Origin of the sequence: Candidatus Chryseobacterium colombiense, from assembly GCA_029203185.1 — a bacterium.
Taxonomy (GTDB): Bacteria; Bacteroidota; Bacteroidia; order Flavobacteriales; family Weeksellaceae; genus Chryseobacterium; species Chryseobacterium colombiense.
Genome location: CP119310.1, coordinates 3,105,403 through 3,129,325 on the forward strand (window position 1 = coordinate 3,105,403; position 23,923 = coordinate 3,129,325).

General features: G+C 36.1%; 24 protein-coding genes. 18 read left to right on the forward strand and 6 right to left on the reverse strand.

Annotated features, from left to right (window positions below):
- Positions 1 to 22: 22 nt before the first annotated feature.
- The 5 genes from P0Y62_14030 to P0Y62_14050 are packed head-to-tail and all read left to right on the forward strand — an operon-like array spanning position 23 to position 7,035.
- Positions 23 to 3,085, forward strand: coding sequence for a TAT-variant-translocated molybdopterin oxidoreductase (locus P0Y62_14030; protein ID WEK68960.1), 3,063 nt, complete (start codon positions 23 to 25; stop codon positions 3,083 to 3,085).
- 25 nt (positions 3,086 to 3,110) lie between these two features.
- Positions 3,111 to 4,508 (forward strand): polysulfide reductase NrfD, encoded by a 1,398-nt coding sequence (gene nrfD / locus P0Y62_14035; GenBank protein WEK68961.1) that lies wholly within the window; start codon positions 3,111 to 3,113, stop codon positions 4,506 to 4,508.
- The gene (locus P0Y62_14040; GenBank protein ID WEK68962.1) at positions 4,495 to 5,016 is read left to right on the forward strand and encodes a DUF3341 domain-containing protein; all 522 of its coding nucleotides are present in this window, start codon (positions 4,495 to 4,497) and stop codon (positions 5,014 to 5,016) included. Before nrfD ends, P0Y62_14040 begins: the two co-directional genes overlap by 14 nt.
- On the forward strand, positions 5,009 to 5,695 hold the full coding sequence (locus P0Y62_14045) for a cytochrome c (protein ID WEK68963.1): 687 nt from the start codon (positions 5,009 to 5,011) through the stop codon (positions 5,693 to 5,695). Before P0Y62_14040 ends, P0Y62_14045 begins: the two co-directional genes overlap by 8 nt.
- Before the next feature lie 8 nt (positions 5,696 to 5,703).
- Positions 5,704 to 7,035 (forward strand): quinol:cytochrome C oxidoreductase, encoded by a 1,332-nt coding sequence (locus P0Y62_14050; GenBank protein ID WEK68964.1) that lies wholly within the window; start codon positions 5,704 to 5,706, stop codon positions 7,033 to 7,035.
- A 109-nt stretch (positions 7,036 to 7,144) separates the two neighbouring features.
- Here P0Y62_14050 and P0Y62_14055 read toward each other — a convergent pair whose 3' ends face one another.
- Positions 7,145 to 8,221, reverse strand: a complete 1,077-nt coding sequence (locus P0Y62_14055; GenBank protein ID WEK68965.1) for a hypothetical protein — start codon at positions 8,219 to 8,221, stop codon at positions 7,145 to 7,147.
- A gap of 244 nt (positions 8,222 to 8,465) precedes the next feature.
- On the opposite strand from P0Y62_14055, the gene P0Y62_14060 reads away from it, so the two are divergent.
- The 4 genes from P0Y62_14060 (at position 8,466) to ribH (ending at position 11,609) form a co-directional block, all read left to right on the forward strand.
- The gene (locus P0Y62_14060) at positions 8,466 to 9,665 is read left to right on the forward strand and encodes a hypothetical protein (GenBank protein WEK68966.1); all 1,200 of its coding nucleotides are present in this window, start codon (positions 8,466 to 8,468) and stop codon (positions 9,663 to 9,665) included.
- Positions 9,665 to 10,201 (forward strand): adenine phosphoribosyltransferase, encoded by a 537-nt coding sequence (locus tag P0Y62_14065; protein ID WEK68967.1) that lies wholly within the window; start codon positions 9,665 to 9,667, stop codon positions 10,199 to 10,201. Before P0Y62_14060 ends, P0Y62_14065 begins: the two co-directional genes overlap by 1 nt.
- Positions 10,202 to 10,379: 178 nt before the next feature.
- The gene (locus P0Y62_14070; protein WEK68968.1) at positions 10,380 to 11,087 is read left to right on the forward strand and encodes a tetratricopeptide repeat protein; all 708 of its coding nucleotides are present in this window, start codon (positions 10,380 to 10,382) and stop codon (positions 11,085 to 11,087) included.
- A 3-nt stretch (positions 11,088 to 11,090) separates the two neighbouring features.
- Positions 11,091 to 11,609, forward strand: coding sequence for a 6,7-dimethyl-8-ribityllumazine synthase (ribH, locus tag P0Y62_14075; GenBank protein WEK68969.1), 519 nt, complete (start codon positions 11,091 to 11,093; stop codon positions 11,607 to 11,609).
- 48 nt (positions 11,610 to 11,657) lie between these two features.
- Here the strand turns inward: ribH and P0Y62_14080 are convergent, their stop codons facing one another.
- From P0Y62_14080 to P0Y62_14090, 3 genes are read right to left on the reverse strand one after another with little or no spacing between them, the layout of a single operon-like run.
- Entirely contained in the window at positions 11,658 to 12,791 is a 1,134-nt protein-coding gene (locus P0Y62_14080; protein ID WEK71813.1) for a glutathionylspermidine synthase family protein, read from the reverse strand.
- Entirely contained in the window at positions 12,788 to 13,120 is a 333-nt protein-coding gene (locus P0Y62_14085) for a hypothetical protein (GenBank protein ID WEK68970.1), read from the reverse strand. The genes P0Y62_14080 and P0Y62_14085 overlap by 4 nt, the downstream gene beginning before the upstream one ends.
- A complete protein-coding gene (locus tag P0Y62_14090) occupies positions 13,120 to 13,443 on the reverse strand; it encodes a hypothetical protein (protein ID WEK68971.1) in 324 nt (107 codons plus the stop codon). The genes P0Y62_14085 and P0Y62_14090 overlap by 1 nt, the downstream gene beginning before the upstream one ends.
- Before the next feature lie 76 nt (positions 13,444 to 13,519).
- On the opposite strand from P0Y62_14090, the gene P0Y62_14095 reads away from it, so the two are divergent.
- Positions 13,520 to 14,383, forward strand: a complete 864-nt coding sequence (locus P0Y62_14095) for a zinc metallopeptidase (GenBank protein WEK68972.1) — start codon at positions 13,520 to 13,522, stop codon at positions 14,381 to 14,383.
- A 43-nt stretch (positions 14,384 to 14,426) separates the two neighbouring features.
- Here the strand turns inward: P0Y62_14095 and P0Y62_14100 are convergent, their stop codons facing one another.
- On the reverse strand, positions 14,427 to 15,266 hold the full coding sequence (locus tag P0Y62_14100) for a GLPGLI family protein (protein WEK68973.1): 840 nt from the start codon (positions 15,264 to 15,266) through the stop codon (positions 14,427 to 14,429).
- A gap of 13 nt (positions 15,267 to 15,279) precedes the next feature.
- Positions 15,280 to 16,230 (reverse strand): GLPGLI family protein, encoded by a 951-nt coding sequence (locus P0Y62_14105; GenBank protein WEK68974.1) that lies wholly within the window; start codon positions 16,228 to 16,230, stop codon positions 15,280 to 15,282.
- A gap of 217 nt (positions 16,231 to 16,447) precedes the next feature.
- Here P0Y62_14105 and P0Y62_14110 point away from each other — a divergent pair, with 217 nt between their 5' ends.
- The 8 genes from P0Y62_14110 to P0Y62_14145 all read left to right on the forward strand — a co-directional run bounded on the left by P0Y62_14110 (position 16,448) and on the right by P0Y62_14145 (position 23,854).
- Positions 16,448 to 16,777, forward strand: a complete 330-nt coding sequence (locus P0Y62_14110; GenBank protein ID WEK68975.1) for an iron-sulfur cluster assembly accessory protein — start codon at positions 16,448 to 16,450, stop codon at positions 16,775 to 16,777.
- Positions 16,778 to 16,846: 69 nt separating this feature from the next.
- Positions 16,847 to 18,295, forward strand: a complete 1,449-nt coding sequence (sufB, locus tag P0Y62_14115; GenBank protein WEK68976.1) for a Fe-S cluster assembly protein SufB — start codon at positions 16,847 to 16,849, stop codon at positions 18,293 to 18,295.
- Between the two features lie 246 nt (positions 18,296 to 18,541).
- Positions 18,542 to 19,285 carry a Fe-S cluster assembly ATPase SufC gene (gene sufC / locus P0Y62_14120; protein WEK68977.1) on the forward strand — a complete coding sequence of 248 codons (744 nt, stop codon included), beginning with the start codon at positions 18,542 to 18,544 and terminating at the stop codon, positions 19,283 to 19,285.
- Positions 19,286 to 19,452: 167 nt separating this feature from the next.
- The gene (gene sufD, locus P0Y62_14125; protein ID WEK71814.1) at positions 19,453 to 20,760 is read left to right on the forward strand and encodes a Fe-S cluster assembly protein SufD; all 1,308 of its coding nucleotides are present in this window, start codon (positions 19,453 to 19,455) and stop codon (positions 20,758 to 20,760) included.
- A gap of 132 nt (positions 20,761 to 20,892) precedes the next feature.
- Positions 20,893 to 22,113, forward strand: a complete 1,221-nt coding sequence (locus P0Y62_14130; GenBank protein WEK68978.1) for a cysteine desulfurase — start codon at positions 20,893 to 20,895, stop codon at positions 22,111 to 22,113.
- Positions 22,114 to 22,251: 138 nt separating this feature from the next.
- Positions 22,252 to 22,713: a choice-of-anchor J domain-containing protein gene (locus P0Y62_14135; protein WEK68979.1), complete on the forward strand. Its 462-nt coding sequence runs from the start codon at positions 22,252 to 22,254 to the stop codon at positions 22,711 to 22,713.
- The gene (locus P0Y62_14140; GenBank protein WEK68980.1) at positions 22,668 to 23,069 is read left to right on the forward strand and encodes a T9SS type A sorting domain-containing protein; all 402 of its coding nucleotides are present in this window, start codon (positions 22,668 to 22,670) and stop codon (positions 23,067 to 23,069) included. The genes P0Y62_14135 and P0Y62_14140 overlap by 46 nt, the downstream gene beginning before the upstream one ends.
- 152 nt (positions 23,070 to 23,221) lie before the next feature.
- Positions 23,222 to 23,854, forward strand: a complete 633-nt coding sequence (locus tag P0Y62_14145) for an NAD(P)H-dependent oxidoreductase (protein ID WEK68981.1) — start codon at positions 23,222 to 23,224, stop codon at positions 23,852 to 23,854.
- Positions 23,855 to 23,923 lie beyond the last annotated feature (69 nt).

A 23,923-nucleotide genomic window follows, 5' to 3' on the forward strand; every position in this document is an offset into this window, starting at 1 on the left:
TAACTAAAAATTAGAAGTATAAATGGCTTCAAACAAAATACAATTTAGAAGTATTCATGAACTTAAAGATCCGGCTTTAAACAATAAGCTGGCTCAGAAAGAGTTCCAGGAAGAAATTCCTGTAGAAGATTTCCTTGGAGACGCGGAACAGAATGGTTCTAGTACTTCAAGAAGAGATTTCTTAAAACTATTAGGTTTCTCTACGGCAGCGGTAACATTAGCTGCTTGTGAAGCTCCAGTAATTAAAACGATTCCTTACGTGGTAAAACCACATGATATTATTCCGGGAGTTCCAAATTATTACGCTTCAACATATTTCGACGGTTTTGACTTTGCTAGTGTTTTAGTAAAAACCAGAGAAGGAAGACCTATCAAAATTGAGCCGAACCCAGCTGCTGGTGATTTAGGGAAAACAAATGCAAGAGCTCAGGCGAGTGTACTTTCTCTTTATGATAATGATAAAGTAAAACAACCTAAATTTGAAGGTAAAGACGAAACTTTCGATAAAGTAGACAGTTTTGTAATTAAAGGGTTAGAAGAAGCTAAAGCTGCAGGTAAAAGAATTGTGTTATTATCACATTCTTTTGCTTCACCTACTTTCAAAAAATTATTTGCTGAATTTAAAGCAAAATATCCTACAGCAGAATTAGTAACTTACGATGCTTTCCCTTATGCTGCAGCATTAGACGCAGCTCAGGAAGTTTTCGGAGCAAGAGCATTACCGGTTTACGACCTTAAAGGAACTGAGCTAGTAGTTGCTTTCCAGGCTGATTTCTTAGGAGACTATAACGCAGGAAGCTTAGAAACTTCATATGCAGCAGCAAGAAAGCCGGGTGCAAACATGTTGAGACACGTACAAGTAGAATCAAACATGTCGATCACAGGGGCAAATGCTGACGAAAGAGTAAGACTGAAACCAAGTGCTGTAAACAAAACTTTAGTTGAAGTTTACAACGCCATCGTAGGAGGAGGTACTTCAGATAAGACTGCTTCTGAATTGGCTAAAGAATTATTGGCAAAAGGTAACAAGGCTGTTGTTTTTGCAGATGGTTCTAAAGGTGCTCAGGTTTTAGCACACTTAATTAACCAAAAATTAGGATCTGTTGCTTTCACAGGTAAAGCTAATTTCCTAAAAGATTTCGATAAAGCAAGATTCCAGGAATTCCTTGGATGGGTAAATGCAGGTGAGGTTGGTGTATTGATCGCTAACAATGTAGATCCGATTTATTCTTATCATAAAGGAGAAGATTTCAAAAAGTCTTTAACTAAAGTTCCTTATGTAATCGCAGTTGCTGATAAGAAAAATGAAATGTACAAAGCAGCTAAGGCTGTAATTCCTGTAGCTAACTGGCTAGAATCTTGGGGTGATATTGAGCCTCAGACAGGGGTATATTCATTAATGCAGCCAACGATTCAGAAAATCTACAAATCAAGACAGATTGAAGAATCTCTATTGGTTTGGAAAAATGGGAAGAATAACGCAGCTAATAATTATTATGATTATTTAAAAGCTAGCGCAACTTCTATCTTAGGAGCAACTTCTTTCAACAAAGCTTTATATAACGGGATCAATGTTTCTAATAACGCTACGACTTTGTCTTACGCAGGTGGAAACGGTGCTCAGGCTGTTGCTGAACTAAGTGCTTTCAAAGCTTCTGATTTAGAATTGGTATTGTATACTAAGACTTCTATGGGAGATGGTACTCAGGCAAACAACCCTTGGTTGCAGGAATTACCGGATCCATTGACAAGAATGTCTTGGGATAACTACTTGACAATTTCTCCGAAAGACGCAGAAAGATTGGGTATTGATAACGATCTTAACGCGAGAATGCAGTTGGATGGTTCTATCGTAAATCTTACTGTGAACGGAGTAACAATAAAAGATGTTCCTGTGTTCGTTCAACCGGGACAAGCTGACGGATCTGTAGGTCTTGCGCTTGGTTATGGTAAAAAAGATTCAGGAGCTACAGCGGATACTGGTGTAAATGCTTATCCTTTATTTGACGGTTCTAACTTAGTTGTTGCTAACGCTAAAATCGAAAAAACTGGAGAAGATCATGAGTTCGCAGGTATCCAGCTTCAAAATACACTAATGGGACGTTACGAAATCGCTAAAGAAGTTCCTTTGGCTGATTATCTGAACGTAGCATTTGATGATGAGCACAATGGATGGAATAAACCATTGGAATATCATACAATCAGTGGAGCACTTCCTGCAAGAAAAATAGATCTTTGGGATGCTTTTGATGATACAGACGGACCTCACTTTAACTTATCAATTGACTTGAACTCTTGTACAGGTTGTGGAGCATGTATTATTGCTTGTCAGGCTGAGAACAACGTTCCTGTTGTAGGTAAAGATGAGATCAGAATGTCTAGAGATATGTATTGGTTAAGAATTGACCGTTACTATTCTGCTAAACAAAAAGTAGAAGTTTATGAAGGATTAAAAGATGGATTAGCTGTTCCTGAATTGTATGGAACTGCATTCAACAAAGAAGGAGGGGCATTAAACCACCCTGCTGAAAATCCTGATGTTATCTTCCAGCCGGTAATGTGTCAGCACTGTAACCACGCTCCATGTGAAACTGTATGTCCGGTTGCGGCTACTTCACACGGTAAGCAAGGCCAAAACCATATGGCATACAACAGATGTATTGGTACAAGATATTGTGCAAACAACTGTCCATATAAAGTAAGACGTTTCAACTGGTTTACATACAACCTAAACGATAAGTTCGATTTCAACATGAACAACGATTTAGGGAGAATGGTATTAAATCCAGATGTAGTTGTAAGAACGAGAGGGGTAATGGAGAAATGCTCTATGTGTATTCAAATGACTCAGGCAACTATTCTTGAAGCGAAGAAAGAAGGAAGAAAAGTGAAAGCTGGAGAATTCCAGACAGCTTGTTCTAAAGCTTGTTCTACAGGAGCAATGACGTTTGGGGACATGAATGACAAAGAATCTGAAGTAAGAGAATTGTACTCTAGCAACAGAAGATATTATTTACTTGAAGAGATCGGAACAAAGCCAAATGTGTTCTATCACACTAAAGTAAGAAACAGAGTAGAAAAATAAAGTTTAAATAATAAATAGGTAAAAAATGTCAGGACATTACGAAGCTCCGATAAGGGAACCTCTAATTATTGGTCACAAAACTTATCACGATATCACAGAAGATATTGCACGACCTATCGAAGAAAGAGCAGGTAAATTATGGTGGATCTCATTATATGCAGCCTTAGTTCTATTCATCTATGGATTCGGATGTATCGCTTATACTATCGGGACAGGTATTGGAGCATGGGGGCTTAATAGAACTATTAACTGGGGTTGGGATATCACCAACTTCGTATGGTGGGTAGGTATTGGTCACGCCGGAACCCTAATCTCAGCGGTATTATTATTATTTAGACAGAGATGGAGAATGTCTGTAAACAGATCTGCGGAAGCGATGACGATTTTCGCGGTGGTACAGGCGGCAATCTTCCCGGTAATTCACATGGGTAGAGTTTGGGTAGGATATTGGGTATTCCCTTTACCAAACCAGTTCGGTTCTCTTTGGGGGAACTTCAACTCGCCTCTACTTTGGGACGTATTTGCGATCTCTACGTATTTCTCAGTATCAACTGTATTCTGGTTCATGGGACTAATCCCTGACTTTGCAATGATCAGAGATAGAGCGAAGACTCCTTGGACTAAGAAAATTTATACATTCCTTGCATTCGGTTGGGGTGGTAAAGCAAAACACTGGCAAAGATTCGAAGAACTTTCTTTGGTTCTTGCAGGTTTGGCAACTCCACTTGTATTCTCAGTACACACTACCGTATCTTTTGACTTCGCGACTTCAGTAATTAAAGGATGGCACTCTACAATTTATCCTCCTTACTTCGTTGCTGGTGCGATCTTCTCAGGATTTGCAATGGTACAGACCCTATTGTTGGTTGCAAGAAAAGTATGTCACTTAGAAGAGTATATTACAATGTATCATATCGAAATTATGAACATCGTAATTATCTTGACAGGTGGTATGGTAACAGTAGCTTATGCAACTGAATATTTCATCGGATGGTATTCTGGATCTAGATTCGAAGACTTTACTTATCTTTCTCCAGGTGCTGCAGTAGGACCTTATTGGTGGGCTTTCTGGTCGCTAATCATCTGTAACCTTGTTGTTCCTGCATCTTTCTGGTTCAAGAGATTGAGAACGAATATTATCTGGACATTCATCGTTGCTTTGATTATCAACATCGGTATGTGGTTCGAGCGTTTTGATATCATCGTTATCAACCTTTCTAGAGACTACTTGCCAGGATCTTGGACAATGTTTAAGCCGACGATCATTGATGTGGGTGTATACTTAGGAACAATCGGGTTCTTCTCTGTATTATTCTTATTATATGCAAGAACATTCCCTGTAATTGCACAGGCTGAATTAAAATCGATTTTGAAAATCTCAGGTGAAACTTATAAAGCAAAAGAAGGAGATGAGCACCACTAAAATTGTATACGGACTTTATGCTGACGACGACGATTTAATGAACGGCGTTAAGGCATTCAACGATAAAGGAATTAAAATAAACGAAGTTTATACTCCATTCCCTGTTCACGGACTAGATAAAGCTTTAGGGTTAAAGAAAACAAGAATTTCTGATGCTGCATTCATCTATGCTCTTTACGGTGTTACTATCGGTGCTACTGTAACTTGGTATGTGATGAATCATGACTGGCCTCAAAATATTGGTGGTAAACCTGCTTTTGACTGGGCTCACAACATGCCTGCATTCGTAGTTCCAATGTTTGAGCTTATGGTATTCTGTGCTGCTCACATGATGTCATTAACTTTCTTAGTAAGAAACAAAATGTATCCTGGAGCTCCTGCACAAAACCCTGATCCAAGAACAACGGATGATAAATTCATGATGGAATTCGTAACTGAAGATGTAGAATCTGTAAAGCAGTTGCTAATTGAAACTGGAGTTGAAGAAATAACTGTTAAAGATGCTTAAAATGAAAAAGAACGTATTAAGAATTACAGCGGTTTTAGGTTTAACAACAGTTTTACTTAACTCTTGCGGACCGAAAGAAAATACCCCATTGGTGTATTTTCCGGATATGTATTTTCCAGTAGCTTACGATCCGTTGATGAAAGCTCAGGATGCTTATTCAGATCATGAAAATGAAATTCCGGCATTTGTTAAAAATAATGGAGCAACAGGTCTTTCTCCGGTAGAAGGATCAGTGCCTCAGAATAAAGACGGAGTTTTTGAAGAAAGTTTACTTCCAAAAACAACAGATGAGTATAATGCAGGTTATACTGCAGCGAAAACGGTAACATCTTCTCCTTTAAATCCTGCCAATGCAGAAAAAGATATTGAAAGAGGAAAACTGTTATTTGAAAAAACGTGTGCTGCTTGTCATGGTGTAGGAGGTGACGGACAAGGACCTATCGTACAAAGTGGAGCATATTCTGGTGTACCTAATTATGCAGACAGAGACATTACTGTAGGATCTGTTCATTATGTGTTAACGAACGGTAGAAACAACATGGGATCTTACGCAGGTCAATTGAATGCTGGAGACAGATGGAGAGTAGCCATGTATGTGATGAGTGCTTTCAAAAAAGGAGCGGCAGCACCAGCAGCAGCGCCTGCAACAACTGAAACGACTACCGAAACTAAAAAATAAGAAAAGAAATGTATAGTTTTTCACCAAAATTAAAATCAACTTCTATAATCCTTCTTGTTGTAGGTTTAGTTCTATTTGGTATTGGTTTCTTTATGAATAAGGGACTTTCTACTGAAAAAATAGGAGAAATGATGGAGGCTGTTCATGCTTCTGGTCATACTGCACCTACACATTCAAGTGAAATGGTAGGACCTCAGGATCATGCTGCTCACCTTGAGCACGCTACTTTGCAGGTTCACAACCAGCCTTTAGCAGCAATACATTTCGTAGCTGTATTTTTCTTTGGAGTTAGCTGCTGTGTATTATTCTTCTATTCTATTCAGCACGCTGCACATGCAGGATGGCCAATCATTATTACAAGAGTAATGGAAGCTATTGCTTCTTATATTCCTTGGGGTGGTGCTATTTTAATTATATTGATGATTATAAACATCACACATAATGGTCACTTGTTCCATTGGATGGATCCTGATTTGACAGACCCAACTTCTGCTCACTTCGATGTGATCCTATTTGAAAAGAAAAGATTCTTAAATATACCTTTCTACGCTGTAAGAACTTTCATCTATGTATTGGGAGCATCTTTCTTTGCATGGAAACTGAAAGCTCAGTCTAAGAAAGTAGATGAGACTAAATCTAAAGTAGAGTACCAAATGCTTTACAGATGGGCAGTAGGATATATCGCTTTCTTCGGATTTGCTTCTGCAGCTTGGGCTTGGGACTGGTTGATGTCTATTGACCCTCACTGGTATTCTACAATGTATATCTGGTATTCAATGGTTAGCTGCCTTTCAAGTGGTATTGCAGTAATCATCATTTTCAGTGTTTATTTAAAGAAAAATGGTTTCTTACCTCAGTTCAATGATAATCACTTACACGATTTAGGAGTATTCCTTTTCGCTACAAGTATGCTTTGGACATATACATGGTTTGCACAGTTCATGCTTTATTGGTATGCAAACGTGCCGGAAGAAGTGAACTACTTCTTTGGAAGATTCCAACACTATTCTCCAACGTTCTTACCAATGCTTATTGTGAACTTCTTGTTACCATTATTAGTATTAGTAAGTAGCAGTATCAAGAGAAATTACAAAGTAGTTACGACAATGGCTGTAGTAGTTATCTGTGGTCACATTCTAGACTACTTCAATATGGTAATGCCGGGAACGGTAGGTCCATACTGGAACACTCCTGAAGTATTCTTATTGGTATTGGGAGCAATCCTATTCGTAGTTGGATTATTTATGTTTACTGTGCTTTCAGCATTGTCTAAGCTAAAATTAATTCCTACAGGAAACCCATTCCTACACGAATCTGAAATTTATGAGTATCCTTTCTAAGGACTTGTAACGAGATACATAAAAAGACCAATCATTGATTGGTCTTTTTTTTATAATATTGTTCTGATTTTAAAGCTTCAGAAATGAACTTGATAAACAGACAGAGTATTTATTTGACAAATTTGACACTTCGATGTTCAGCCTGTAAATAAATTAGCTTCTTATTTTTAATACTATCATTGATATGATTCACGACGCTGTCTGGAGTAAGATTATCTTGAAAATATTTTAAAACATTTTCTCTCATCTGCAATATCTCAATTTCAGGGATGTCAAATATCTCATTTAAAATAGATTCCAAATCTTCCATGCCATCAAAAATGATTGCATTAACTTTATGAGTTAAATTCGGATACATAACATTTGCATATTCTTTCTCAATCAATGGAATTGTTCCTACAGACATTGCTTCAATCACATTGTGGCATAGAGGCATTACCACTCCCGGACAACAAAGGTAGAAGTTAAAATAAGATAAAGTCTCCCTCACATCTTCCATGGGCAGGGTAAAATGCTCTCTAATCGCAAAAGCATATTTTCTTTCCATACTGTCCTCATTTATTTTTTTTAATAGCTCTGACTTTCCTGAAGGTGAAATGAAGTTTGGTTGATTTTTGAAATAGCTAAGAAGTTCCGTTCTTGAAATTACAGAAAATTCTGTTCTCTCAATATCGAGATAAGCCTGTGCATCGAAATTACCATAACAAAAAATTGAATTGCATCTTTTTCTGTTCAGATCAATTTCATCATTCCACATTCCATGATGGTACATTAAAGGATGAAAACTCATTGGAATATGAAACACATCATCGGTTTTGTTTCCATTTTCAAAATAACTGGCAAAATAATCAGGGCTGAACATTTCATCTGTTATTTCAATATAATTTTCAGGTTGATATTTTGGATTAACAATTAAAAAGTTTTCTTCTTTTACCAATAAACTGAGATATTTCTCTTTGTTCCGTATATTTCTAAATTTTGAAAAATTCATTGGATAATAAACATTATATCCTGCCAGTTTGTAAAACTTCAACAGCAAATAAAAAAAACGGTGATAAAGAGTGTGGTTATTAATATGAACAAGAACAGCTTTGGAAGTATCTTCGGGAGTATTTTTGTTAATTTTTCCAAAAGCTGCCATATCTTTTACCAAACGGTTGACCTGTTCAATCTTTTTTCTGATCATAAGTTCTGTTTAAAACAAAACTAATATTTTATTTTAAAAGTTACATGTTTAAATAATTTTATAACATCACAGTAATCATGTAAACATTGATTAATAGTAATGATAGAAGGGAAAACTTCTATTCTGTCAATTTACAGACTGTTTTCAATAATTTCATCAGGAGTTAGCTAAAACAGCAAGAAAATAAAAAATAAAATCTGCATTAATAAATGGTTTTACTAAATTTGCAGCAAACCCGGAAAAAATGAAAAAGTTTTCTTTTCTACTAATTCTCAGTTTATTGCTGTTTACGGCATGTAAAAAAGATCATGTAGATGCAACGAATACAAAAACATTACAGTCAAGTATTAATGATATGACTTCAAGTCTGCCTACTATAAAGCAGATTAAATTTAATGAGGCATTATATATTTTAAAAACGTTTGGAGTAGATGCTGATGGAGATATTAATGAGCTTAAAGCATTAGGACAGTTAATTAACGGTAAAAAAGTTCCGGAAATCATGGCCATGGCAGATGAAGTAGCTCAGAAAAACGGTATCGAGTGGGCAAGTACAGCACCGCCATCTTTGGGTCAAATGAATATTTTCGGGGACGATAAAGCAAAAGAAAGTGATGCGAACGATGTAAGAGCCAACTCATTAAGCATTCTTACAAGACCTACTGGTGACGATGGAACCGGAGCGCCAACTGCCTTGCAAATTGTTCCGAGACTCGTAGACAATGCTGGAAATCCGGTATCTTTTACAGGAGCAGGATTAGAAGCAACTCTTGAAGTGTTCAGCAACGGAGTGAAGCTTGCCACTGCGAAAAACCTGATGCAGGATAATAATTTTAAAGGATTTAATTTAAAGTTTTCATCGATTCCTGCGGCTAAGGTAATTGACGGTAAAATTGATATTACAGTTTCAGTAAAAACAACTGCCAAAACATTCAAAATGTCTAAAATCGGACTGGATGTTAATCTTGCAGCGTTAAAGGTTCCGGCACCTCCTAAAGTAGATTCTACTGCAGTTAATCAGGATCCTGCTGTAATAGACCCCAATAATCCTGGAGCAACACCAACGACAACTCCTACTGATCCAGCTGCTGCACCGGCAACGCCTGCAACACCAAAACAGCCGGCTGCTGATCCAAGATCTACGGTAAACAGCTTTTTGAATAATGTAAGCTCACAAAACCTTAAAGCAGCTTACAATGCATCGAGCAATCCAAGCTGGGGAAGTTATGAATCATTTTCAAATCCAAATTCAGGATTTGGAGCAGTGAAAAATGTAAGCGTTAAAAATATCACGACTACTGGAGCCAACACAAATGGGGCAAGTGTAAATGCCACATACGACGTTACCGATAAAAGTGGAAAAACAACTTCTTTAAAAGTAACTTTCGGACTTAAAAATGTAAATGGCGACTGGAAGATTTCCAGTTATAAAATAAACCCATAATGGCTTCACAGGACCTTATCAAAAAACTCGAAAGTACCATTGAGAATATCCCTGATTTTCCCATTCCGGGAATTCAGTTTAAAGATATTTCGCCGATATTTCTGAATCCAAAACTGTATGAAGAAGTAATAGAAGATTTGGTAAGTTTCAGCAAAGGGAAAATAGATGCTGTTTGCGGAATTGAAAGCCGCGGGTATTTATTCGGGATTGCGATTGCGGTTGCTTTGGAAGTTCCTTTTATTTTAATCAGAAAAGCAGGAAAACTTCCGCCACCGATTATTTCAGAAAAATATGACCTTGAATACGGAAGTGCTATAATTGAAACTCGCGAAGGACAGATAAAACCCAGGCAAAGAGTTTTGATTCACGATGATCTGTTAGCAACAGGTGGAACTACAGAAGCTGCTGCAAAATTGATCGAGAAACAAGGTGCGACGGTTTCACAATTCAGCTTTCTGATCGGATTGAAAGGATTGAATGGAGATGAAAAACTTAAAAAGTTTAACGCAGAAATCTATCATATTTTAGAATACTAAAATTTTAAATACATAGTTAAAGCTTCATAAACACGATTTATGAAGCTTTTTTTGTAAATAATGATTAGCAATTTGCCGCCTTCATTTACTATTTATTCACTTTTATTAATAATACGCACAAAGTATTTTGTAAATCACTAAGAAACAATTAAATTTGCAGTTCAATTTTTAAAAACTTATGGCAAAATTGGAAAAGAATGCTCACAATGAGCAAGAAGGTAAAGAAACAGTAGAATTTTTTAAAGATCTTGACAGAGAAGCTTTAAACACTGAAAGATTTCTTGAAAAATACTCAAAACAAATAGGAATCGTTTTCGGAGTTTTGATTTTGGGAGTTTTAGGTTTTTTTGGCTATAAGCAATTTGTAGAAGCTCCAAAGAACGTAGAAGCTGTAAAAAGTTACCTTGCTGCACAGAAATATGCTGCTGAAGGAAAAGATAAAGAAGCGCTTGGTGGTAAATCTGCTGCTAATCCTGGGTTTTTAGGAACGTATGAAAACTATTCAGGAACTAAAGTTGGAAAACTTTCTGCTTACAATGCAGGATTGTTGAAGTTTAAAGAAGGAAAATTTCAGGAAGCATATGATCTTTTAGATAAATTTTCTTCAGACAACAAAACATTGATGGCTATGAAGTACGGAGCAATGGCAGATGCAAAATCAGGTCTTAACAAGAATGATGAAGCACTTAGCTTATTAGACAAAGCTTCTTCAGCTTCAGATGATCCTTACACAAGCTATTATTTCACAAGAAAAGCAGGAATTGTGGCATTAGGTCTTAAGAAAAATGCTGAAGCTAAAAAGTATTTTGCTACAATTGATGAAAAATATCAGGACTACGACAACGGAATGTCTGATTCTTATATTGAAATGACTAAATATTATTAAAACATGGCAACAGTTAATCTTTCCGATTACAAGCCACTTCATATAACGAATGCCGATGAATTTTCAATCGGCATTGTTTTTTCTGAGTGGAATGATTTTGTAACGTACAATCTTCGTGATGCAGCACTGGAAATTCTTGAAAAAGAAGGCGTGAAAAAAGAAAATATTACTCTTTTCTCAGTTCCTGGCGCATTTGAATTAAATTATGCGAGTATGCAGCTTTGCAAAGAGCGAAAATATGATGCAGTAATTGCGATTGGATGTGTGATTCGTGGAGAAACTCCTCATTTTGATTTTGTATGCTCTGCAGTAGCTCAGGGGATTAAAGACTGTAATATTCTTACCGATATACCTGCCATTTTCTGTGTACTGACTGATGATACCAAAGAGCAGTCGATTGCAAGAAGTGGAGGAGACCTTGGAAATAAAGGAGTGGAAGCAGCAGTAACCGCTTTAAGAATGATCGATTTTAAGAAGAATTTATCCGGTAAAAAAGGAAACATCGGGTTTGGACATTCTTAATTGAATATAAAAAGAAAAAGGAGCTTGATTAAGCTCCTTTTTTATTGTTTAACCTATAAGATGAGGAATAAAACGACTTTGATTATTGGTAATTAAATGAACCGATTCTCTAATGCCGATTCCAGCTGATTCCTGACCTATCACCCAGCTTCCGATAACAGGATAATTTCCATCGAAATTCGGAAGATCAAAAAGCTGCTGATAAATATATCCTTCCTTACCATATACGCCACTGTTTTGCTCTAAAGGAATGTTATTTTTAAACAAAGTTACATTTGCTCCCTCTCTGGAATATATCGGTTTTTTTACAAAATCCTTTAAATGCTTTGGCTCAAAATACGATTCAAGCAGATAAGGATGGTTAGGATACAGTTCCCAAAGAATAGGTAAGATTGCTTTTGAGGAAAGCAGTAGCTTCCAGGCAGGTTCTATCCATTGAGATCTGAAATTATTTTTAACCAGCTTTTCTCCAAAACCATCATCAAGAATCCATTCATAAGGATATAATTTAAAAATATATTCCATAATGGTTTTGTCTCCGGCAATAAATTCTTCAATATCTTCTGCCCAGCCAATATCCTGAATCGCGATAAATTCAGTATCAAATCCGGCTTGAGTAGCACAGTCTCTCAAATATTCCACATTTGTTACATCTTCAATATTCGTTAGTGATGCGAAATAGATATAATGAGGATTCATATAGTTTTTAAGGTACTTCCAGTAATCAACCAGCTTTTCATGCATAGAGTTGAACTGATCTTTATACGGAAACATTTCCTGAAGCCAGTACCATTGCACTACAGATGCCTCATATAACGATGTCGGAGTATCTGCATTAAATTCTAAAAGCTTTAGATTCTTGCCATCAAAACCGAAATCAAATCTGCCATAGATAGAAGGGTGATCTTCTTCCCAGCTTGTAATGATATAGTCTTTAAACCAGTCCGGAATATTGAACCGGTGCCAAAGGTTTTTTTCAATAATATAATCAACTGCTTCGAGGCACATTTGCCAAAGCTCGGCAGTTGCATTTTCTATGATATTGATCTCTTCTGATGAGAATTGATAATAATGGCTTTCATCCCAGTAAAGACTATCTAAAGAATGATATCCAAAGCCTAAATTCTCAAGTTTGTGTTCCCAGTTTTTTCGGAAACCTGATGTAATTCTTTCCATACTTATGATGATGCTCTAAATCCGCTTCTGCCCAGTCCGCCTCTTACTACATTCCCTTTATAGGTACTTCTGCCGACATTGGATTTGGAACTGATAGCATCACTGTAATATCCAGCTCTTTGATAAGAACCGTTGTGAAAAGAACCGTAAGGTCTGAATGCATGATACCAAAAATATCCGGGCATGAAACCATGGCTTCTGGTATAAGAAGCTGTGGTATCAGATCTCATGTATACTTTTTTCTCAGTTTTCCATTGATCTTCAGGTTTGTTTTGAGTACATGAAGCGAGAAGTCCTGTTACAAAAAGCAATTTTATAGAACTTGATTTTTTCATTACTGAACAGTGATATAAAATTCGTAATCTTTTTTAGTTTTTGCGGATTGTTCATACCCCTCTTTATCTTCACCACTGATTAGAGTATCCCCCAAAGAAGGAATGGTATCTGTTTTAATGATCTCTTTAAAAAGTTTATTGTTTTTCCAGATCTTATGTTTGGTGATGAGAACATCTGCGGTGTCAATATGCTTTACTGAAAGTTCGGTTTCAATGGAAGCACTTTTGTCGATGCTGCTTACCTCATCTTCCTTAGATTCTTCATTACATGAGTTTAAACTTACGATTCCCAATAATAAAAGGAAAATTTGAATTTTTTTCACTTTAGCTTTAATTTTTCACAAAAGTAATTATTTAGTAATGATATTATTTTAAATTTACATATAAATAAACTAAAATATGAAATGGACAGACGATAGAAGTGGTAATGTAGAAGACAGGAGAGGCTCTGGAAGTGGTGGTGCAATTGTTGGAGGAGGTCTTGGTACGCTTATCATTGCTGCAATTGTATTTTTTCTGGGAGGAGATCCTTCTTCTATTCTTTCTTCAGGAAATATGGGAAATGGAGGAGCGCAAACCGAACAGCGCGATCTTAATGCCAATGAGCTTAAAGTGAGAGATTTTGTTCAAATGGTAACCGCTGAAAATGAAGAAACCTGGACTAAAATTTTTGCTGAAAACGGAATAAAATATACGCCTGCAAGAGTTGTCTTGTTTGAAAATACTACACGATCTGGATGTGGAACCGCTCAATCTGCAATGGGACCTTTTTATTGTCCTGTAGATCAGACGGTGTATATGGATATGAGCTTTTTTAAAGAACTGGAACAACGTTTTGGAGCGAAAGTGACCGAATTTTCTATTGCCTATGTAATGGCCCATGAAATGGGACACCATGTGCAAAACCTATTGGGAACTCTGACCGAAACTGATAAAGCAAGAACAAGTGGAAATTATTCCGAAGCGCAGGTGAATAGAGTTTCAGTTGCTACAGAGCTTCAGGCTGATTTTTATGCGGGAGTTTGGGCAAAACAGACAGATAACAGAGAACATATATTAGAACCGGGAGATATTCAGTCTGCAATAGATGCTGCAGAAGCAGTGGGGGATGATAATATCCAGAAAAGATCACAGGGATATGTAAATCAGGAAAGCTTTACGCATGGATCTTCTGCTCAGCGAAAAGAATGGTTTATGAAAGGATATAATACTGGAGATATTAAGCAAGGGAATACCTTTAACCAGATTTTAAATAATAATTAATTCCAAATAAAAAATCCTGAAGAAAAACTTCAGGATTTTTAGTTTATTGCAGTTCTATAGGATTGCTGTTTCTTTTGGATTCCTCTTTTACTCTTTCCTCCATTCTTTTTCTCATATCACCGGGATTTTGGTTTCCACCGCCACCGCCAATTCTCATCGGAGCAGCAATTCCACCGCCGCCGCCTTGGTTCATGAATGACATGGGATCTGTTTTAAACTTCTCCTGTTGTTTTACAAAATCAGTTCTTTTTACTTTTATAACATTTCCAAATTGGTTTAATGCAGGAATTTCTGAGATTTTATAATTTTTCATCAGGTCAAAAGAATAATCTCCTTTATCATCCTCAGCTTTAATGATAAGCCCCGGAAGCCCACTAAATTTATAAGGACCATCCTGATACGGTAAATCTGTAGTAAACCAAGCAGTCCATTTCCTGCCTCCGAAATCTGTTTCGGCTTTTTGAACTTTATAATCTCCTATTTTAGTGGTCTCAGAAGAAATTTTCCAGTTGATTGGACGGTCTTCTTCGTATACATAAATATCCCGGCCTAATCTGTCCTTATAAATTGTTTTTTGATTTCCTTTATCCTTTTCAACAGAGTAATTGATGTTTGATCTCAAACTTTCCATCTGATCTCTGTTAAAGCTTCCTCTTCCGCCTCCACTTTGAAAAGCTTTTTGCATAATAGAATCTCTTTTAAATCTGTTTTCAGAATAGAAAAGAGACTTTTCCGCCGAAATATCCAAGTAGGCATTTTCTGTCTTTACATCATTTTTATTAGAAGCGTCTGATTTCATGGTAACCTGATACACAAATCTGTTGGTTTGTGCAAAAGCTGTCTGGATGAATAGCGCTAAAGCTACAATTCCTAATTTTTTCATTTATTTACATTTTTTATCTTAATTCAATTGGATTTTGAGGAGCTTTGTTCATCATTGAAGAACTCCTGTTTTCAGTATTCATATTGGGCATCTGTTGCATTCCATCTTCCATGCCGCCTCGATGTCCCATCCCGCCTTGCATGCCGCCCATTCCTCCGCCCTGCATTCCTCCTCGGTTCATACCTCCTCCTCGTCGTCCACCACCACCGAAGTTGGGCATCCCCTCTCCATTTCCAGCCATATTTTTTCTATTTTTCATAAATTCCAATTCCAAAGCAGCCTTGTCTCCGTTAAAATTAATTCGGGTGCTTTGCCTTGCATCAGAACTTATTAGCTCTTCAAAAGCATTTTGAAGCATTACTTTCTTGGCAAGATCAAACCTGTAGTCTCCCTTATCATCTTCCAGCTTCACGATAAGTCCTGGTAAACCTGAAAACTTGTAAGGGCCATCGGGGATATTAATATCTTTTGTAAACCATGCTGTCCAGATTCTTCCTCCAAAATTAGTAGTTGCTTTTTGAGCGTTATAGCCATTTTGTTTGCCAATATCACTGGTGATTTCCCATTTTATAGGTCGGTCTTCCTGATAATAAATTTGCTTTACCCCTACTTTGTCATGATAATAAATTTTTTGTTCAGGAATATCTTTTGTGATAAAATATTCAAAAAAAGTAGCTTCAGGTCTTTTTATCTTTCCTGATTTTGAAAAATCTTTCTCCTCTTTTTTTCTGTTTTCTTTTTCTTCAGGCTTAAAAGAGGCAAATAAAGAGTCTCTGATTAATTTATTTTCACTGATAAATAAGGATCGATTTGCTTTTATATCTAGAAAAGTTCTCTCTGTCTTCATCGTTACCAGATTGATAGAATCAGGATTTACCAAAGTTTCATAAATAAACCGTGTTGTCTGTCCGTAGGACATTGTTAATGAAAACAATACAAAAAAAACAAGTAATTTCTGTTTCACTGCTATTTTTTTTAATAGATAAAAAATACGGTCCAAAGTTAAATCAAAAACAGAATCTGCAGATTTGATAGGGAAAATTTATACATTTTTTAACATTATCTAATCTATTAATGATAATCTTATTACTAACAGAATCATTAAAATAGATATCTTCAATTTGAGATTGCGGAAATTAGTTCGTATTTTTGCAGAAAGTAAATCATTCTAAATAAATACAATGATAAAAGTATCAGATTACGCAAAGGAAAAAGCTATTCAACTGATGACAGAAGATGGCTTTAACCCAGCTGAAGACTATATAAGAGTGGGCGTGAAAAGCGGAGGATGTTCTGGTTTAGAATATGTTTTGAAGTTTGACAACCAAAAAACAGACGCAGACCAGATTTTTGAAGACAATGACATAAAAATTGTTGTAGATAAAAAATCAATCCTTTATTTGGCAGGTACCACCCTAGAATACTCTGGAGGTTTGAATGGAAAAGGGTTCGTTTTTAACAATCCGAACGCATCAAGAACATGTGGGTGCGGAGAAAGTTTTTCTTTATAGAAAAGACATTAAGATAATAGAAATCAGATCAAATCCTGAAATCTAACATCTGAAATCTAAAAAAAAGTAATGAGTAAATACACTGAAGACGATCTAAGAGTCGATCTAGAAAATAAAAAATATGAATTCGGTTGGGAAACGAAAATCGATTACGAAGATTTCCCAATTGGTTTAAATGAAGACATCGTTCGCGCAATTTCTGCTAAAAAAGAAGAGCCCGAATGGATGACGGAATGGCGTTTGGAATCTTTCAGAATCTGGTTGAAAATGGTAGAGCCGGAATGGGCAAACATTAAATATGAAAAACCGGATTTCCAGGCGATTAAATATTATGCAGCACCAAAAGCAAAACCTGAACTGGAAAGCTTAGACGAAGTTGATCCCGAATTATTAGCAACTTTTGCAAAATTAGGAATCAACATTGAAGAGCAAAAAAGACTTTCAGGAGTTGCTGTGGATATCGTAATAGACTCAGTTTCTGTAAAGACGACTTTTCAGGAAACATTGATGGAAAAAGGAATTATTTTCTGTTCTATTTCTGAGGCGATCAAAAATCATCCCGATTTAGTAAGAAAATATCTTGGAAAAGTAGTTCCGAGAGGAGATAATTTCTATTCAGCACTGAATTCCGCAGTATTCTCTGATGGAAGTTTCTGCTATATTCCAAAAGGAGTAAGATGTCCGATGGAATTGTCAACGTATTTCCGTATCAATCAGGCAGGAACAGGACAGTTTGAAAGAACGCTTGTGATTGCAGATGAAGGAAGTTATGTTTCTTACCTTGAAGGATGTACAGCACCATCAAGAGATGAAAATCAGCTTCACGCAGCTGTGGTTGAACTTATTGCAATGGATAATGCTGAAATTAAATACTCAACCGTACAGAACTGGTATCCGGGTAATGAGGAAGGAAAAGGAGGAGTTTTCAATTTCGTAACGAAAAGAGGGCTTTGCGAAAAAAATGCAAAAATTTCCTGGACTCAGGTTGAAACAGGTTCTGCGGTTACTTGGAAATATCCGTCTTGTATCTTGAAAGGAGATAATTCTGTAGGTGAATTTTATTCAATTGCGGTGACAAACAATCACCAATATGCCGATACAGGAACAAAAATGATCCACATCGGAAAGAATACAAAATCAACGATCATTTCTAAAGGTATTTCAGCCGGAAAATCTCAGAATTCATATAGAGGTCTGGTAAAAGTAATGCCTACTGCGAAAGGAGCGAGAAACTTCTCTCAGTGTGACTCTTTGCTGATGGGTAATGAATGTGGAGCCCATACTTTCCCTTACATCGAGATCAAAGATCCTTCTGCACAATTGGAGCACGAAGCAACCACTTCAAAAATTGGGGAAGACCAGATTTTCTACTGTAACCAGAGAGGTATCGATACGGAAAGAGCAATTGCTTTGATCGTAAATGGTTTCAGTAAAGAAGTTTTAAATAAATTACCAATGGAATTTGCTATTGAAGCTCAGAAATTACTGGAGATTTCATTAGAAGGTTCTGTAGGATAAAATTTCAATTTCAGACAGTTTGGCGTCTTGTCATTCTGAACGAAGCAATGCGAAGTGAAGAATCTGGGTTGAAACAGATTTCTCCTTCGTAGAAATGACAAACTATACATTAAGGTTGATTTCAATTTTAATGTTTAAAAAAGAATAAAATAATATTTCATTCGCTAGCGTTAATGCCTTTGTTAATTGTGGTTTAGTGTTACAAAGGATATAGTCAAAGTTTGACCCTGCGATAAATTTGAATGTATGTTAAATATAAAAAACTTGCACGCCAAAATTGAAGATGGCGCAGAAATTTTAAAAGGTATCAATCTTGAAATAAAGCCGGGAGAAGTTCACGCTATCATGGGGCCGAACGGAGCTGGTAAATCTACTCTTTCTTCTGTGATCGCAGGAAAAGAAGATTATGAGGTTACAGACGGAGAAATCATTTTCAGAGGTGAAGATATCATCGAAGATGCTCCTGAGGAAAGAGCTCACAAAGGGATTTTCCTTTCTTTCCAGTATCCGGTAGAGATTCCTGGAGTTTCTGTAACAAACTTCATCAAAGCAGCGATGAATGAAAACAGAAAAGCAAACGGATTGGGAGAAATGCCTGCGAAAGAAATGCTGGCACTAATCCGTGAAAAATCTGAAAAATTAGGAATCAAAAAAGACTTCCTTTCAAGATCATTGAACGAGGGATTCTCAGGAGGTGAAAAGAAAAGAAACGAAATCTTCCAGATGATGATGCTGGATCCGAAATTAGCGATTCTTGATGAAACTGATTCAGGATTAGATATTGATGCTTTGAGAATCGTTGCAGACGGTGTGAATGCTTTCAAAAATGAAGGAAATGCAGTTCTTTTGATTACCCACTATCAGAGATTGCTTAATTATATTCAACCGGATTTTGTTCACGTTTTGGCCAATGGAAAAATCATCAAAACAGGTGATAAATCTCTTGCCTTGGAACTTGAAGAAAAAGGGTACGACTGGCTTCTTAATTAAGAAGAAATCAACTATCGCAAAGATTAAAAATTTTTCGTTGTCATTCTGAATGAAGCGTAGCGAAATGAAGAATCTCTAATCATACAATTAGATTCCTCATTCCCCGGAATGACAATATTTTAGCTCAAATAAAAAGAAAAATGGTGCAAACCACAGATATACCAGTAATGGCATTAAAAGAACAGATTAAAGAAAACCATAATGAATTTTTGGAGAGTCTTCATCACAGATTTCTGGATGGAGATAGAAAAGCAGCTCTTCAAAGATTTGAAAGTGTTGGTTTTCCGACTAAAAAAGACGAAGAATATAAATATACCAGCTTAAAGGAAATTACTGAAAAAGCATATAACTTTTTTCCGAAAGAAAGTCACAATATCACCAAAGAGCAATTGGATCAGTTGCATCTGGGAGAAGAAAATTTTGACTGGATTACTTTCGTAAACGGTAAACTTCACAAAGAACTATCAAAAGTATCAATTGAAAATGTTGAGTTTCTTTCATTCAATTATGCGTTGAACGACGAGAAGCATAAAGATGTTTTCGATAAATATTTTAATACAATTGCTGCAGATAAATCGGCTTTTACGAACTTAAATCAGGCTTATTGTAAGTATGGTTTCTTTTTGAAAGTTCCTAAAAATGTAGTAATTGAAAAACCGATTCACATTTTTTACATTTCTCAGAATCAGGAAGAAAATACCTTTTATAATACGAGAAACTTATTAATAGTAGAAGAGGGAGCGAAAGTAGAAATCATTGAAAGCCACCATAATTTTGACAGTACATATGTATTGACGAATTCTGTGACTGAAATCTTTACGCATCCTAATGCAAAAGCAGACTGGCACAAATTACAGAACGATAACGATACTTCTTATTTAATTGACAATACTTTTGCAAAACAGGAGAAAGACAGTTTAACGACTGTAAATACATTCTCTTTCGGAGGTAAATTGGTAAGAAACAACTTAGATTTCATTCAGAACGGATCGAATATCAATTCATTTATGAACGGAATTACCATTATCGGGAAAGATCAGCTGGTAGATCACCATACGGCGGTTCACCACAATCAGCCAAACTGTGAAAGCTATCAGAACTATAAAGGTATTTTTAACGGAAAATCTCACGGGGTTTTCAACGGGAAAGTATTTGTAGATAAAATTGCCCAGAAAACAAATGCTTATCAGCAAAATAACAATGTTTTATTGAGCGAAGGCGCAACCATTGATACAAAACCTCAGCTGGAGATCTTTGCGGATGATGTGAAGTGTTCTCACGGTTGTACAGTAGGTCAGTTGAATGAAGATGCATTGTTTTATCTGAGGGCAAGAGGAATTTCTAAAAAAGAAGCTCAGGCTTTACTTTTATATGCTTTTGCCAATGATGCTATGCAAAATATTGATATTGAACCTCTAAAAGAGAAAATTTCTAAGCTGCTGGCTGAAAAATTAGAAGTAGATATTGAATTTTAATCAATAGTTGACAATATAAAAAAGCACTTCAATTTGAAGTGCTTTTTACTTTTCTTTAACAATAAGTATTAAGAAAAAGCCGTAAATTTGAAGAGTTCTAAATAAGGACGTTTTAATTTAAAATTTTAATAAATGTTTGACATTCAGGAAATAAGAAGTCAGTTTTCTATATTAGATCAGAAGGTGAATGGTAAACCTTTAGTTTACTTAGACAATGCAGCAACATCTCAGAAACCCAATTCGGTTTTAGAGGTTTGGAACAACTATTACACAGAGATTAATGCTAATGTGCACAGAGGAATTCATACATTAAGCCAACTAGCAACAGAAGAGATGGAGCTTTCAAGAAGAAAGATCCAGAAATTCATCAATGCTAAACATGATTTCGAAGTTATTTTTACAAAAGGAACAACAGAAGGATTAAACCTTATTTCCTATATTTTAACTCAGAAATTAAAAAGAGACGATGAAATTATCATCTCTTATCTTGAGCATCACTCCAATATTGTTCCGTGGCAAATGCTTTGTGAAAGAACCGGGGCGAAATTAAGAGTTATTCCGATTGATGAAAACGGAATTCTTCAATTGGATCAATTGGATGAATTTCTAAGTGAAAAAACGAAAGTGGTTTCAGTTAATCAGGTTTCAAATGCGTTGGGAATTGTAAATCCTGTTGAAGAAATTATTGCTAAAACAAGAGCCAATTCCAATGCCTATATTGTCATTGACGGCGCTCAGTCTGCACCGCATTTTACAATTGATGTTCAAAAATTAGACTGTGATTTCTTTGTTTTCTCCGGCCATAAAATGTATGCTCCGATGGGTACAGGTATTTTATACGGAAAGCAGGAAGTTCTTGAAGATCTTCCACCATTTCACGGAGGAGGCGAAATGATTGCGACATGTTCTTTTGACGGAACAACGTATGCCGGACTTCCTTTTAAGTTTGAAGCAGGAACTCCGAATGTTGGAGGGAATATTGCATTGGGAGCAGCCGTGGATTTTATCCAAAAAGTAGGGCAGGAGAATATTCAGAATCATGAAAATGCTTTGTTGGAATATGCTCAAAGACAGCTTTTAGAAATCGAAGGACTGAAAGTATATGGTGAAAAAGCCCACAGAACGGGGGTGGTTTCTTTTAATCTTGAAGGAGTGGGAATTTCTTCTGATGTAGGAATGATCCTTGATAAAATGGGTGTTGCTGTACGAACAGGGCACCATTGTACACAGCCTATCATGAATTTCTTTAATATAGCAGGAACAGTGAGAGCCAGCTTTGCGGTTTATAATACTTTTAACGAGATCGACTCACTTGTAGAAGGCGTGAAAAAGGCACAGCGAATGTTAAGTTAATTCTTTAAAAAGATAAAAGATACGGGCACTTCTAAATTTCAGAAGTGCTTTTTTTTATTGTAATATGTTTGAAAATGAGTGTTTTATGTTGTTTTTTAAAATAATTCACTAAATTTATTCTACCTTAAAAATATTACTATGAAACAACAATTACTTTTCTTCTTGTTAGCTTGTGGAATATTATCTAATGCACAAGTGTTTTCCGAAAATTTTAATGGAGGCTCAATGCCTGCAGGATGGACAGTCAATAATCCAGATACGGCTTTTAACTGGGGAGTAGGAGGTCAGTCAGGTTTCGCAACTTTTCCGAGTGGTGCAGCTTTTTTTGATGATGATAATGCGGGATCCTCAAGCATTAATTCTAATGCAAGATTAGTGTCACCCGTTATTAATCTTGTTGGAGTTGCGAGTCCAAAACTGTCATTTAAATATGCTAATATGATTTATGATCTGGATTCCACGATAAAAGTAGAGGTCTTCAACGGAACTTCGTGGGTTCAGGTGTTTAGTTCTTCCGGGGATTCAGGACAGTGGGAATTGATTGGAATACGTTTATGTACACAGTTGATGCTTATGAAAATGCTGCAAATATTGATTTAACTCCTTATATAAATGCTAATTTTCAGCTAAGGTTTGTTTACAACGATGCAGGAGATTACTCCTATGGAGCTGTAATTGACGATGTAGCCATTACAAATGCCTCGTTAGCAACTTCTGATGTTTTTGTTAAAGATGAGCTACAGATTTATCCAAATCCAGTAAAAGACAATCTTTACATTAAAAATGATTTAAAATTGAATTCAAAGGTGTCTGTAGTGGATATGTCAGGGAAAATAGTGAAAATATTCGCTGGTAAATCGGAATCATACAATTTATCTGATCTTCCGAAAGGGACATACATGATTCTGATTGATGATGGTAAAGATATTGTGAAAAAGAAAATTATCAAACAATAACTAAATAAAGCTTCTGAATTTCGGGAGCTTTTTCTTTATAAGATTATTTATCCCATCATAGAGTAATAGATGTTAACAATAGATCAAATTTAAAAATTCGTGTATCAATATTGTGGAACATGAAGTAATTTTGTTCAGTCAAAATTTAATGCATGGAATTAATTGAAAAATTGAACTGGAGATTTGCAACTAAAGCAATGAACGGTCAAAAAGTACCACAGGAAAAAGTGGATAAAATATTAGAAGCAGCAAGATTAGCGCCTACATCAAGCGGGCTTCAGCCTTTTGAAATCATCGTGGTTACCAATCAGGAAATCAAAGAACAGATTAAACCTCATGCCTGGAATCAGCCACAGATCACAGATTGTTCTCATCTTTTGGTTTTTGCAGCTTGGGATACCTATACAGAGGAAAGAATCAACAAAATGTTTGATCTGACGAATGATATCAGAGGTTTTAAAAACGAAGGTTGGGAAAACTACAGACAGATGCTGTTAAGTACATATCCACAAAGATCTGCTGAAGAAAACTTTACTCACGCGGCAAAACAAGCTTATATTTCTTTTGGTGCTGCCATTATCGCTGCGGCATTCGAAGAGGTGGATTCTACGCCAATGGAAGGTTTTTCTCCGGAAGAAGTGGATAAAGTATTAAACTTAAAAGAAAAAGGGTTGAAAAGTGTTCTGTTGCTGCCGTTAGGTTACAGAGATGCTTCAAGCGACTGGCTGGTAAACCTTACTAAAGTGAGAAAACCAAAAGAAGATTTCATTACAGAAGTCAATTAATTATTTTACTTATAGAAAAATCCCTTTCAATTATTGAAAGGGATTTTGTTTTATTTTGAAAACAGAAAT

What these genes read in the sequence shown, in the direction of transcription:
- sufD (WEK71814.1), top strand. Translation starts at nt 19,453, where the DNA reads ATGGCATTAAAAGAACAGATTAAAGAAAACCATAATGAATTTTTGGAG.
- P0Y62_14060 (WEK68966.1), top strand. Translation starts at nt 8,466, where the DNA reads ATGAAAAAGTTTTCTTTTCTACTAATTCTCAGTTTATTGCTGTTTACG.
- P0Y62_14135 (WEK68979.1), top strand. Translation starts at nt 22,252, where the DNA reads ATGAAACAACAATTACTTTTCTTCTTGTTAGCTTGTGGAATATTATCT.
- P0Y62_14095 (WEK68972.1), top strand. Translation starts at nt 13,520, where the DNA reads ATGAAATGGACAGACGATAGAAGTGGTAATGTAGAAGACAGGAGAGGC.
- P0Y62_14140 (WEK68980.1), top strand. Translation starts at nt 22,668, where the DNA reads ATGTACACAGTTGATGCTTATGAAAATGCTGCAAATATTGATTTAACT.
- P0Y62_14065 (WEK68967.1), top strand. Translation starts at nt 9,665, where the DNA reads ATGGCTTCACAGGACCTTATCAAAAAACTCGAAAGTACCATTGAGAAT.
- P0Y62_14055 (WEK68965.1), bottom strand. Translation starts at nt 8,221, where the DNA reads ATGATCAGAAAAAAGATTGAACAGGTCAACCGTTTGGTAAAAGATATG.
- P0Y62_14145 (WEK68981.1), top strand. Translation starts at nt 23,222, where the DNA reads ATGGAATTAATTGAAAAATTGAACTGGAGATTTGCAACTAAAGCAATG.
- sufC (WEK68977.1), top strand. Translation starts at nt 18,542, where the DNA reads ATGTTAAATATAAAAAACTTGCACGCCAAAATTGAAGATGGCGCAGAA.
- ribH (WEK68969.1), top strand. Translation starts at nt 11,091, where the DNA reads ATGGCAACAGTTAATCTTTCCGATTACAAGCCACTTCATATAACGAAT.
- P0Y62_14030 (WEK68960.1), top strand. Translation starts at nt 23, where the DNA reads ATGGCTTCAAACAAAATACAATTTAGAAGTATTCATGAACTTAAAGAT.
- P0Y62_14130 (WEK68978.1), top strand. Translation starts at nt 20,893, where the DNA reads ATGTTTGACATTCAGGAAATAAGAAGTCAGTTTTCTATATTAGATCAG.
- P0Y62_14040 (WEK68962.1), top strand. Translation starts at nt 4,495, where the DNA reads ATGAGCACCACTAAAATTGTATACGGACTTTATGCTGACGACGACGAT.
- P0Y62_14050 (WEK68964.1), top strand. Translation starts at nt 5,704, where the DNA reads ATGTATAGTTTTTCACCAAAATTAAAATCAACTTCTATAATCCTTCTT.
- sufB (WEK68976.1), top strand. Translation starts at nt 16,847, where the DNA reads ATGAGTAAATACACTGAAGACGATCTAAGAGTCGATCTAGAAAATAAA.
- P0Y62_14045 (WEK68963.1), top strand. Translation starts at nt 5,009, where the DNA reads ATGCTTAAAATGAAAAAGAACGTATTAAGAATTACAGCGGTTTTAGGT.
- P0Y62_14110 (WEK68975.1), top strand. Translation starts at nt 16,448, where the DNA reads ATGATAAAAGTATCAGATTACGCAAAGGAAAAAGCTATTCAACTGATG.
- P0Y62_14085 (WEK68970.1), bottom strand. Translation starts at nt 13,120, where the DNA reads ATGAAAAAATCAAGTTCTATAAAATTGCTTTTTGTAACAGGACTTCTC.
- P0Y62_14100 (WEK68973.1), bottom strand. Translation starts at nt 15,266, where the DNA reads ATGAAAAAATTAGGAATTGTAGCTTTAGCGCTATTCATCCAGACAGCT.
- P0Y62_14070 (WEK68968.1), top strand. Translation starts at nt 10,380, where the DNA reads ATGGCAAAATTGGAAAAGAATGCTCACAATGAGCAAGAAGGTAAAGAA.
- nrfD (WEK68961.1), top strand. Translation starts at nt 3,111, where the DNA reads ATGTCAGGACATTACGAAGCTCCGATAAGGGAACCTCTAATTATTGGT.